The organism is Achromobacter sp. 46006 (assembly GCF_059761975.1).
Window position 1 is genome coordinate 18,872 of record NZ_JCBANN010000064.1, and the last position, 10,872, is coordinate 29,743.

Sequence of the window (10,872 nt, forward strand, 5' to 3'; positions counted from 1 at the left end):
CAGGGCACCACCGCCCAGGAGAAACCGATGTTGAAGGTCAGCGAAATTCTGCGCGTCAAGGGAGACACGCTTTACACCGCGTCGCCGGACATGCCCGTGTCCCAGGCCGTGCAAACCATGAGCGAGCAGGATATCGGCTCGCTCGTCATCATGGAATTCGGCACGCTGGTCGGCATGCTGACGTTCCGCGAGATCATCCGCCACATGCACGCGCAGGGCGGCGCCGGAGAGACCACCATCCGTTCCATCATGGACGACGCGCCGGTCAGCGTCTCGCCCAACACCAGCGCCGACGAAGTGCAACGCCTGATGCTCGAAAAGCACGCGCGCTACATCCCGGTCATGGACGGCCCGACGCTGATGGGCGTGATCTCGTTCTACGACATGGCGCAGGCCATCGTGGCGGCCCAGCAGTTCGAAAACAACATGCTCAAGGCCTACATCCGCGACTGGCCCGCCGAAAGCGCCGAGTCGACCCCGTCCTGAGCCTTGGGGCGGTTGCTCGGCGGCGGCGCGGTCCGCCGACCGGCAACGGGCCTGCATCGAAAACGCCCGGGCGGCCTTGCGGCCACCTGGGCGTTGTTGCATTCAGGCGCTGCCGCTGCGCTTGGACGTTCAGGCGTTCGCCGGCGTGGCCGTCAACGCGGCATCGCGTTCGCGCGGCGCCTGGTGCTGGCTGCGCCAGGCATCGTAGATCAGGGCGGGATCGTTCGCGGCCAACAGCGCCGGATCCGACAACATGCGGCGCCAGCGCCGCGCGCCAGACTGGCCGTTCACCAGGCCCAGCATCGGCCGCGTCATCACTCGTAGCGGCACGCCCTGCGCCACCTGGCGCGTGGCGTATTCCATCATCGCGTCGACCACCTGGGCATCGCTGGGCAAGCGCACCGAAGGCCACAATTGCAGGGACACCTCCGACAGCACCCGCGGCGTGTGCCAGGCCGCGCGGCCCAGCATGACGCCGTCGAAGTCGGCAGCCGCGCGCACCGACTGCGCCGCATCGGCCAGCCCGCCGTTCAGCACGAACACGCAGTCGGGGAAATCCCGCTTGAGCTGGCTCACCACGTCGTAGCGCAGCGGCGGAATCTCGCGATTGTCCTTGGGCGACAGGCCCTTGAGCACCGCGTTGCGCGCATGGGCGATGAACACCCGGCAGCCGGTGTCCTGGATCTTGCCGACGAAATCGCGCACGAAGGCGTAGGACTCGTCATAGTCCAGCCCCAGGCGATGCTTGACCGTCACAGGAATGTCGACCGCGTCCTGCATCGCCTTGATGCAATCGGCAACCAGGTCGGGCTCGGCCATCAGGCAGGCGCCGAACGCGCCCTTCTGTACCCGCTCCGACGGGCAACCGCAGTTCAGGTTGATTTCGTCATAGCCCCACTGCCGCCCCAGCCTGGCCGACTGCGCCAGCGCGTCCGGCTCGCTGCCGCCCAGTTGCAGCGCCACCGGATGCTCGGCTACGTCGAAGTCGAGATGGCGCGCCACGTTGCCATACAGCAGCGCGCCGGTCGTGATCATTTCGGTGTAAAGACGCGCGCGCGGCGCCAGCAGCCGGTGGAAATAGCGGCAATGCCGGTCGGTCACGTCGATCATCGGGGCGACACACAGCCGCCAGTCGGGGGAGTCCAAGAATCACTCAGCAAAACAAGGGGATGCGGTATTTTACGGTGCTTGGCGGGATTCTGCCCGGCGGGTCCGGCCAACGGCAGGCCTGCCCCTGCCGGCCATGTGGTCTAAAATTGCGCCGCCGCCGCGTATACGCCTGTCCACGCGTCCGGTATTCGCGTTCGCCCGCGTTCGTTAACCCCCTCTTTCCCTTGATATCAATGGCCGTTTTCACTCCCGTATCCGACGACGACGCGCGCGCCCTGCTGGCGCATTTCGACCTGGGCGAGTTCGTCTCGCTGCGGGGGATCACGGCGGGCATCGAAAACACCAATTATTTCCTGTACACCAGCCGCGGCGAATACGTGCTGACGCTGTTCGAGGTGCTCACCCAGGCCCAGTTGCCGTTCTATATCGAGCTGATGTACCACCTGGCCAGCCGCGGCATCCCGGTGCCGCAACCGCAGACCCTGCGCGATGGCACCCGCCTGACCACCCTGCACGGCAAGCCCTGCGCCATCGTCTCGCGCCTGCCCGGCGGCTACGAGCCCGCCCCGGGCGCAGCCCATTGCGCCCTGGCCGGCGCCACGCTGGCCCGCGCCCACGTGGCGGCGCGGGACTTCCCGATCCGGCAGCCCAACCTGCGCGGCCTGTCCTGGTGGGTCGAAACCGCGCCCAAGGTCCTGCCCTTCCTGGAACCGGGCCAGGCGCAGTTGTTGCAATCGGAACTGGCCGCCCAACAAGCCGCGGCCACCAGCCCGGCGTGGCAGTCCCTGCCCGCCGGCCCGGCCCATTGCGACCTGTTCCGCGACAACGTGCTGTTCGCGGGAACCTTCGAGGATCCGCTCATGGGCGGCATCATCGACTTCTATTTCGCCGGCTGCGACACCTGGCTGTTCGACGTGGCCGTCAGCGTCAATGACTGGTGCATCGAGCGCGATACCGGCAAATTCATCCCCGAGCTGGTCGAGTCCTGGCTGGGCGCCTACGCCCGGGTGCGGCCCTTCACCGACGCTGAACGCCAGGCCTGGCCGTTGATGCTGCGCGCCGCCGCCCTGCGCTTCTGGCTGTCGCGCTTGTACGACTTTTTCCTGCCGCGTCCGGCCCAGACGCTCAAGCCGCACGATCCCCGGCATTTCGAAAGAGTGTTGCAGGCGCGCCACCGACCGGACCTGCCGGTATTGCCGTAATCATCATGCCCCCCATAATTGGGGGTAGCGCGTCCCTTTTTGAGAGATCCCCCCAAGAGAGCCATGCAAGCAGCATTCCTACCCGCGTCATCCGGCTGGCAATGGGTCCGAGACGGCTTCCGTCTGTTCCGCAAGCAACCCTTGGCCATGTTTACCTGGGCGCTGGTCAACAGCCTTCTGGTCATCTTCGCCTTCGCCGCGCAGATCGTGGGGCCGATCCTGTTCATCGCGCTGATGCCAGCGGTCACGCTGATGAGTCTGGCCGCGTGTAAACATGTCGAGGCCGACCGCGTCATGCTGCCATCGATGTGGGCCAAGCCTCTGAAGCAGCCCGGCGTGTTCCGCAAGCTGTTCCTGATGGGATTGCTCTACGCCGCGGTCAGCCTGGCGGCGGGGCTGGCGACATTCCTGCCTTTCTCGGCGGCGTTCGCCGAAGGCATGCGCATTGCCTCCATCGAGAACAGCATGGAGCCCATCCTCATGGCAATCCGCGCACCGCTCATCATTTTCACGATTATCTATGTCGTGATCGCGGCCTTGTTCTGGTACGCGCCGGTGCTGGTGGCCTGGCACGGACTGCGCCTGACCCAGGCACTGTTCTTTTCCGGCATCGCCTGCTGGCGCAACAAATGGGCTTTCCTGGTCTATGCCGCCACCTGGGTCCTGATCGCCCTGTTCCTGGACCTGTGCTCAGGACTGCTCGTCGCCCTCGGCCTGTCTCCGCAGTTCGCCAGCACATTGCAGATCCCGTTCACGATCGCGGCGGCGGGCGTGTTCTATTGCAGCTTCTATCCTTCCTATACCTCCGTGTTCGGCATCAACAACACCAGCCCGAACCTCGACAACGGCCACGGCGCCCAGGCATAGCGCGATCCGGCGGGGTGGCAACGCCCTGTACAGCTTCAGCACGCGTCCTTGCCGCGACACGAATGCCACGTCAATCGCATACCGCATGCCGAACGTGTGCACAGCCCGGCATGGCGCCAGCAGGATCCCCGATCGCCCGCCAGGGGGGCGCCGGCCCAGCAGCCCCCGCATCCGCCCCATCCAGCCCCTGACCCGCAACACCCTGAGCCGCGCGCGCGGCAAGGGCAGGCGGGGGCTCACGGCGCCCACCCCAGCAACTGGATGGCGATGGGAAACGCCAGCACGATGAAGGTGCAGGGGAAAATGCAGCCCACCAGGGGCAGCAGCAGCTTGACCGGCGCCTGCAGCGCCAATTGCTCGGCCCGCTGCTGGCGGTCGCGGCGGCACTGCACCGCCTGCGCCCGCAATACCGGTGCCAGGCTGATACCCAGGGCGTCCGCCTGAGCCAGCGCGGCGACCCAGTCGCCGACCAGCGCACTCCCACAACGCGCCGCCATGGCGTTCAGGGCCACGGCCCTGCTAACACCCGCCCGCATCTGCGCCTGCGCGACCGCCAGAATCTCGCGCAACGGTCCGTCGGGTCCGTTCGAAGCCGCCACCGACAAGGCGGCCGGAACGCTGAGCCCAGCCTCGACGCACAGGATCATCATGTCCAGCACGAAGGGCAGGCCACGCTCGATTCGCCGGCGGCGCGCAACGCCGCGTGACCGCAGCCACAACAGTGGCAACATGCCGGCCAGCCCCCCACCCGCCACGGCCCATGACAGCCAGCTCGCAGGACCTGCTGCGCCGGCAGGGCCATCCAGGGCGTCGCCCCAGGCCACGCAGGCCAGCGCCCCCACGCCCGCCAAACCTGCGCCGGCCAGTGCGGCCAGCAGGCCCAATGCCAGGAAATGTTCGGCGCGAATCGCCGCCGGCAGGCCCGCGCGCGCGATCAGGCCGGCCAGTCGCGCCTGGCCCAGGCGGCGCCATAGCGGCGTTCCGCAATGTGCCAGTGGCAGCAGCCACGGCATGGCCAACCGCCACCACCACGGCATGCCGTCCGTCTCCTGCGCTGCGCGTGGCTGGACGCGCAACAGCCGCCACACCATCCCGCCGGCCCCGCAGGCCGCGCCCATCATCGCCAGATACAACCACATGCATTGCGCTCCATCAATCAGGCGTCGACCCGGACGATGCGCCGAATCAGCCAGACGCCCAGGATTTCAAGCCCGACCACCACCCCCAGCACAGCCCCCCCTTCTGGCGTCTGCCACAGCGGCGCCATGGCATCAGGTTCGAGCCAGTCCAGCACGGCCAGCAACAACAGCGGCAATGCCCCCATGATCCAGGCTTGCAGACGGCCCTGCGAGGTCAATGCCCGTACCCGGTCTTGCAGGTGCAACCGGGCCAGCAAGGTATGGCCGATGCTGTCGAGCGCTTCTGCCAGATTGCCGCCGGTGCGCGCCGCGATGCGCATGGCCGCCACGACCAGCAGGGTCGATTCCGCCGGCATGCGCGTGTTCAGGTGCTCCAGGGCCTCGTCCCAAGGCACGCCGAGCCGTTGCTCGCGCAGCATCAGGCCGAATTCCTGCGCCAATGGCCCGCCCCCTTGGTCGACCACCTGGCGCAGGGCAGGCGTCAAGGCAACGCCTGCGCGCAGCGCCGACGCCAGCATCAGCAAAGCCATGGGCAACTGTTGCTCGAAGCGTCGCACGCGGCGACGCCATAGCGCAGCCACCAGCAGGCGTGGCGCGCGCCACCCCGCCACCCCCGCCAGCAAGGCTATGGCACCGTTGGCGGTGATCATGAAGGCTGTTGCTGCCGCCAGGATCGCCAGCGCCACCGCGCCTGCCCACAGCCGGCCCGGGTCGACAAACAGGAACAATGCATCAAGCCGGCCGCGTGCCTCCCGCGTGTAGCGGTCGCGGTGGCGTCGCAGCCCTGGCCCCAGCCACCGCTGCGACCACCATGACAGAAGCATGACGCAGACCATCGCGCCGGCGGCCGCCAGCCCGGTCATGGCCGCGTTGCTCCATAAGCCACGCCAGGCACATCAGCGTCCGCGTCGAACCAGGCCACGTCCAGGCCCACTCCGGCTTCCTGCCATGCCTGCGCGAAGGTGGGCAGGATGCCGCAACCGGTGAAGCCTCCCGCGCGTTCATGCCGGAAAAGCTCCTGCATCTGGATACGGCCGCTCTCCACGCCAGTGACCTCGGCCACCGACGCCACCACCCGCCGTCCGTCGGACAATCGCGCCTGCTGCACGACGATATCGACGCTGGCCGCGATATGCTCACGCACGACGATCAATGGCAAGTCCAGCCCCGCCATCAGCACCATCGACTCCAGCCGCGCCAGTGCATCGCGCGGCGAGTTGGCGTGGAGCGTGGTCAGCGAGCCTTCATGGCCGGTGTTCATGGCGGTCAGCATGTCAAAGGCTTCTGCCCCGCGGCATTCACCAACCACGATCCGGTCCGGCCGCATGCGCAAGGCATTGCGCACCAACTCGCGGATATCGATGCGGCCGCGGCCCTCCTGGTTGGAAGGCCGCGCCTCCAGGGCCACCAGATGCGCGTGGTCGAGCCGCAATTCCGCCGCGTCCTCGATCGTGACCACACGCTCGCCCTCGGGGATCTCACTGGACAACACATTCAACAGCGTAGTCTTGCCCGCGCCCGTTCCTCCTGAAACCACCACGTTCTTGCGCGACCGGACGCAGCGCACCAGGAACTGCGCCATTGGCGCACTGATCGCGCCCGCCGCAACCAGATCGGCCATGGCGGGACGGCGCATGGGGAACCTGCGAATCGTCAGGCACGCCCCCCTGAGCGCGACAGGAGGGATGACGGCATGCACGCGCGAACCGTCGGTCAACCGCGCATCCACCATCGGCGAACTCTCATCGATGCGGCGCCCCAACGGCGTCACGATGCGCTCGATGACGCGGCGCACGGACTGCTCGCTGGCGAACGCGGCGGGGTGACGCAAAAGACGCCCGTTGCGCTCGATATAGATCTCGTCGTGCCGGTTGACCATGACCTCGGTGATATCGGGAGCCGCCAGCAACGGTTCGAGCGGCCCCAGCCCCACGGCTTCATCCAGGACTTCGCGGCATAGCGAGGCGCGATCCGTACCCGGCGGCAAAGCCGCGTCGTCGGCCAGGATCCGCGTCAGCAGGCGGGTGGCTTCCGCCCGTAAAGCGGCGTCGCTCATGCCAGCCACATCCCGGCGGCGCAGATCGAGCGCCGCCAGCAACGCGGCATGCAGGCGACGGCGCAGGTCCAGGCTCGACAACGATAGTGCCGGCGCATCCGCCTGCGACTCGAGCGCCTCGGACTTGGACGGGCCGGCGGCAACGACACCCTGATGGTCCGGACCCATCGCGCGCACCCGCAGGCGGCACGGCCCCACCAGGATTTCGTCTCCGGGCAGCACCGGCGCATGGCGTGTCACGCGCAGGCCATTGACGAATGTGCCTCCCAGGGCGCCGAGATCCTCGAGCACGATGGTGGACGCCTCGCGCAGCAACCGCGCATGCTGGCGGCCCACTCGCCAGTTGGCGATGCGCAGGTCGCAATGCGCGCCGCGGCCGATCAGGACCGGCGCCGCCACGCTGACCTTGCGCCGCGCGGCCTCCTCGAAGGTCATTTCGATTTCCAGCATGGTATTACTCCTGGTTGGGGAAAGAGGTATCCCGGACAAGGGGCGCCCACTGCGATCCCACTCCGCCGCGAACGCTCCACCCTGCCGTCACGACGGGGGACGTTGCCAGCCGTGGCGGACGCGCAAACGCGGCGTCAACCAGCGCGCGCCCGCGACGCGCCTGCTCCGCCATGGCCGGCTCGTTGCGCGACACGATCCGGGGCGTGACGAAGATCGCCAATTCGGTTTCACGCAACTGATAGCGACGCGACGAAAACAACGCACCGAGAATCGGAATGTCCTTCAGCCCGGGCAGGCCGCTGATGTCATCGGAACGCTCCCGCGACAGGAAGCCCCCGATGACCAGCGTGTCGCCGGAGCGCACATTGAATTCCGTCGAGGCGCGCCGGGTGCGCAGCGCCGGGCCGCCGGCTGCGGTCAGGGCCATGTCGACAGAGCTGGCCTCCACTTCGATCAGCGAGCGGATGACGCCATTGCGATCGATGCGAGGCGTGATCCGCAGCGACACCCCGTAGGGTTTGAACAAGGTTGTGGGATTGCCGCGCGTATCGGTTGATACATAAGGCACCTCGCCCCCCGCCAGGAAGGTTGCGCTGGCGCCGCTGCGCGCCAGCAGTTGCGGCTGCGCCAGCATGACGGCCTCGCCGCGCTGGGCCAGCGCGGCAATGCGGGCGGACAACAGGGCGTTCACACCAAAATAGCCGGCCGCGGACGACACTGGCGCGGTCGTCTCGACCACCTGGTCGCCTGGCCGTGCGATCCTGCCACGCGCCCCGGCATCCCATGCCAGCGCGGCGTTCAGCCCGCCTTGCGTCACGCCGTCCCAGCGCACACCGAACTCGCGCAGGCGCGAGCTGGGAATCTCCACCACCTGCACATCAAGCAAGACCATGTTGTCCCACCCCACCTGCCCGGTGAAGTCCACCACATCGGGATAGCGCTGCGCCAGCGCGGCCACACGGGCACGGTCGTCGTCGGACAGGTCATCTCCCTCGATGACGATGCGCCCGCCCACCATGGCGCTGCGCGCACCGGGAATGCGCGTCAGCAGTGACTCGACCTCGGCGCGCAGGCGCGGGGCGCCGGCCGCCGCCACCCTGACGTCGTAGCGTTTGATACCGGCTTGCGACCAGACATGCATCGAGGACTGGCCCTCGGCCCGCGCGGACACCACGACTTGGTGGTCATCGGTGGCCACTGCGCCCAACACTTGGCTGTTGCCAATGGCCACGCGCGTGACGCCCGGTTGCGTCAGCACGCGGCTCTCGCCAACCTGCATGTCGAAAGACTCGCCAGCCGGCCACGCTGGAAACGCTGCAAGGCCCAGGCAAAGCGCGGCAAGCACTGCGCCGAATCCGATATTCATGGATGCTCCGATTCAGAGGCCACCGGGAGGGTGGCGTAGGTGTCGGCGGGTTCGTCGGGACGATCGCCGTACAGGATCTCCACGCCCGCGCCACGCCGTGCTGCCTGCTCCCGCCCGTTCCGTGCCGAGAGGCTGGCGTCTGGCGCCGCGTTGATCGTGGTTGAGTCGTCCCGATTTCTCAGCAGGGCGGTCAGGGTTCCCGCCTGTCGGGCTGACAGGTAGCGCATGACCTCTTCCGGACCTGCCGCCAACGTGACCTGGACGGAGCCGGCCCGCCCCTCCCGGATAGCCAAGACCCGCATGCCCTGCAGCACGGGAAAGGTGCCCTCGCGGTCCCGGTCCGGCAGCGACACGTAGATGTCGATGGCATCACCCGCCCGCAGCAGGCCTGCCAGCCCGCCGAGGTCGGCCCCCTCGACCACGAAAGCCCGCTGTCCCGCTTCGAGCCGCGCGGCCAGCGAAGGCGCAGGCGCGGGATCGGCCGTGCCCAGGCAGGTCTTGAGCAGCAGTTCGCCCCCAGCCAGGTCGCCGCCCAGCCGGGCGCCCAGGACACTGTCGATTGCCTGCGGATCGACGCTGCTTGCAGGGACCCAGGGCGCCGGCACATCGCGCACCGCCAAGTGCGATGCCTCCAGCACCGTGCCAGCCGGCAGATCCCGCGCCGCCACCAGGCGACTGACCTGTGGGGTGCGCGCTGCGGCTTCCAGATGCTCGACACGCTGCCGCACATGCTCACGAACCGCCCAGGCCGCGACGAGGCCAGCGGCCAGCGCCAGCAGAGGGACGGCCAATTTGCGCAAACCCTGCAAACCGGAACGCATCATGGCGCCCACCGCCGGACCCACAGGCCGCTGCCCGCGCCCAGGGGCGTCATCATCCATTGCAAATGCTCGTCGTGACGCCGCCACGACTGCCAGGCGCCAACCTTTGCAGGTTCGCCGTCGTCATGCCAGCCCTGACGCAACAAACGCTGGCGCACTATCGGCCCCAACTGTGCCGGGGCCAACGGATGTTGCCAGACACGCTCGCAAACCCTGGTGCCACTGTCCTCCATCGCGATATCGAGCACCAGGCGCGCGGCGGGGGGCACCCAGACCGGCAGGCGCGCCTGCGGAAGCGGCTCCCATGCCTGCAACGATGACACGCTGCCCACGCTGCGGCCAGTCGAGGGACTGGCCAGCAGCGCCACCCAGATCTCGTCACCGACCCGCCCGGAGAGGATTGCCAGCCCGGGCAGGATCAAGAGATCACGGAAAGCGGGCTGCTGGCGCGACAGGGTCCGTATCAATGCCGGCACGTCGACGGGCGCATCGAACACCACGGCCTGCAGCGGCAGCCCGCGCCACCAGAATCGATCGGCCAGGGGTTCGACCCGCGAACCCGCCGGGAACCGCAATGCCGCAGGTGTCGCCGCCGCCAGAGACACCAAAGCCGTTGGCGCCGCGGCTGCCGCCACGCCCATCGCAATAGGCGCCATGCAAGCCACCACGATCAACCCGCCGATGACGCACCTCGCGACCGGGGCAGCGCCCCGCCCCCAGCGTCCGGCACGAGGCATGAAGCCAAGCCACTTCCCTCCCAGCGCTTTCATGGAAATGCCCTCCCGTCGCCCATGCCGCGTTCGGCAGGCAGTACATCGGCCCAGGCCGACAGCCAGTCCTCGGACGGCGGTGGACGGCGCCACGGCCTGTCCACGGCCTGGATCGCTGGTGCGAGTGCCTGCACCTGAGATATCGAATCCGCTGCCACCTGCCCCCAAAACCTCGCGGACAAGCCGATACGACGTTGCGCGTCCTGTTCGTTGCGAGCGTTGCCTGCCCCGGCGGCGACACCGACACGACGCGCAAGGAGGATGCCGCCCCAGGCGGCCGAGCCGTTCACCACCGCCTGCGAGGTCGCCCATACCCGGCGCGCATCCTCACCTGACCATTCGTCCCGCCAACCGTCGGCGCCGGCAGCGGCGGTCACCTCGACGCGAGTGCGGTCCGTCGGATCGAGGGGCCGCCCCATGGCAGTCGACATCGCGGCCTGGCGGCTAGCCTGGATCAGAGTCAGGGCGGTGTACTGCGCCTTGCCCAGCCAGGCGATTCCCAACCAGACCAGGGCCAATACCGGCAGCAAGAGCAACGCCTCGACCATGGCCTGCCCGCGTTGCCCGATGGCGCGGCGCGTCATGGCGCCCCCCCACCCTGTGGC

The 10,872-nt window shown here is 68.3% G+C and carries 11 protein-coding genes and 1 pseudogene; 3 read left to right on the forward strand and 9 right to left on the reverse strand.

All coding sequences use genetic code 11. The features are described from left to right. The first annotated feature begins 27 nt into the window (after positions 1-27). Entirely contained in the window at positions 28-486 is a 459-nt protein-coding gene (locus tag AC6LKG_RS22410; protein ID WP_498168316.1) for a CBS domain-containing protein, read from the forward strand. 129 nt (positions 487-615) lie between these two features. Here the strand turns inward: AC6LKG_RS22410 and dusA are convergent, their stop codons facing one another. After that, entirely contained in the window at positions 616-1,632 is a 1,017-nt protein-coding gene (gene dusA / locus AC6LKG_RS22415) for a tRNA dihydrouridine(20/20a) synthase DusA (protein ID WP_498168318.1), read from the reverse strand. A gap of 197 nt (positions 1,633-1,829) precedes the next feature. Between dusA and AC6LKG_RS22420 the strand changes: the two genes are divergently transcribed. Both AC6LKG_RS22420 and AC6LKG_RS22425 read left to right on the forward strand, forming a co-directional pair. Then, entirely contained in the window at positions 1,830-2,798 is a 969-nt protein-coding gene (locus AC6LKG_RS22420; protein WP_498168320.1) for a homoserine kinase, read from the forward strand. A 63-nt stretch (positions 2,799-2,861) separates the two neighbouring features. After that, positions 2,862-3,665 (forward strand): BPSS1780 family membrane protein, encoded by an 804-nt coding sequence (locus AC6LKG_RS22425; RefSeq protein WP_498168323.1) that lies wholly within the window; start codon positions 2,862-2,864, stop codon positions 3,663-3,665. Between the two features lie 6 nt (positions 3,666-3,671). Here AC6LKG_RS22425 and AC6LKG_RS22430 read toward each other — a convergent pair. The 8 genes and pseudogenes from AC6LKG_RS22430 to AC6LKG_RS22465 form a co-directional block, all read right to left on the reverse strand. After that, positions 3,672-3,845 (reverse strand): annotated as a pseudogene (locus AC6LKG_RS22430) (DUF192 domain-containing protein); the annotation flags it as partial. A 56-nt stretch (positions 3,846-3,901) separates the two neighbouring features. Continuing rightward, a complete protein-coding gene (locus AC6LKG_RS22435; RefSeq protein WP_498168326.1) occupies positions 3,902-4,804 on the reverse strand; it encodes a type II secretion system F family protein in 903 nt (300 codons plus the stop codon). A gap of 17 nt (positions 4,805-4,821) precedes the next feature. Further along, the gene (locus AC6LKG_RS22440; protein WP_498168329.1) at positions 4,822-5,667 is read right to left on the reverse strand and encodes a type II secretion system F family protein; all 846 of its coding nucleotides are present in this window, start codon (positions 5,665-5,667) and stop codon (positions 4,822-4,824) included. Next, positions 5,664-7,310, reverse strand: coding sequence for a TadA family conjugal transfer-associated ATPase (locus tag AC6LKG_RS22445; protein WP_498168332.1), 1,647 nt, complete (start codon positions 7,308-7,310; stop codon positions 5,664-5,666). The genes AC6LKG_RS22440 and AC6LKG_RS22445 overlap by 4 nt, the downstream gene beginning before the upstream one ends. A 4-nt stretch (positions 7,311-7,314) precedes the next feature. Further along, positions 7,315-8,676, reverse strand: a complete 1,362-nt coding sequence (locus AC6LKG_RS22450) for a type II and III secretion system protein family protein (protein ID WP_498168335.1) — start codon at positions 8,674-8,676, stop codon at positions 7,315-7,317. Continuing rightward, positions 8,673-9,500, reverse strand: a complete 828-nt coding sequence (cpaB, locus tag AC6LKG_RS22455) for a Flp pilus assembly protein CpaB (RefSeq protein ID WP_498168338.1) — start codon at positions 9,498-9,500, stop codon at positions 8,673-8,675. Before cpaB ends, AC6LKG_RS22450 begins: the two co-directional genes overlap by 4 nt. Continuing rightward, complete coding sequence (locus AC6LKG_RS22460) at positions 9,497-10,267, reverse strand: hypothetical protein (protein ID WP_498168341.1); 771 nt, start codon at positions 10,265-10,267, stop codon at positions 9,497-9,499. The genes cpaB and AC6LKG_RS22460 overlap by 4 nt, the downstream gene beginning before the upstream one ends. Then, positions 10,264-10,872: TadE/TadG family type IV pilus assembly protein (locus AC6LKG_RS22465; protein ID WP_498168344.1), on the reverse strand; the 609-nt coding region annotated here is incomplete at its 5' end. The genes AC6LKG_RS22460 and AC6LKG_RS22465, both read right to left, overlap by 4 nt.

Coding starts and splice junctions, on each gene's coding strand:
- AC6LKG_RS22410 (WP_498168316.1), top strand. CDS start 28: ATGTTGAAGGTCAGCGAAATTCTGCGCGTCAAGGGAGACACGCTTTAC.
- AC6LKG_RS22420 (WP_498168320.1), top strand. CDS start 1,830: ATGGCCGTTTTCACTCCCGTATCCGACGACGACGCGCGCGCCCTGCTG.
- AC6LKG_RS22425 (WP_498168323.1), top strand. CDS start 2,862: ATGCAAGCAGCATTCCTACCCGCGTCATCCGGCTGGCAATGGGTCCGA.
- AC6LKG_RS22435 (WP_498168326.1), bottom strand. CDS start 4,804: ATGTGGTTGTATCTGGCGATGATGGGCGCGGCCTGCGGGGCCGGCGGG.
- AC6LKG_RS22440 (WP_498168329.1), bottom strand. CDS start 5,667: ATGACCGGGCTGGCGGCCGCCGGCGCGATGGTCTGCGTCATGCTTCTG.
- AC6LKG_RS22445 (WP_498168332.1), bottom strand. CDS start 7,310: ATGCTGGAAATCGAAATGACCTTCGAGGAGGCCGCGCGGCGCAAGGTC.
- AC6LKG_RS22450 (WP_498168335.1), bottom strand. CDS start 8,676: ATGAATATCGGATTCGGCGCAGTGCTTGCCGCGCTTTGCCTGGGCCTT.
- cpaB (WP_498168338.1), bottom strand. CDS start 9,500: ATGATGCGTTCCGGTTTGCAGGGTTTGCGCAAATTGGCCGTCCCTCTG.
- AC6LKG_RS22460 (WP_498168341.1), bottom strand. CDS start 10,267: ATGAAAGCGCTGGGAGGGAAGTGGCTTGGCTTCATGCCTCGTGCCGGA.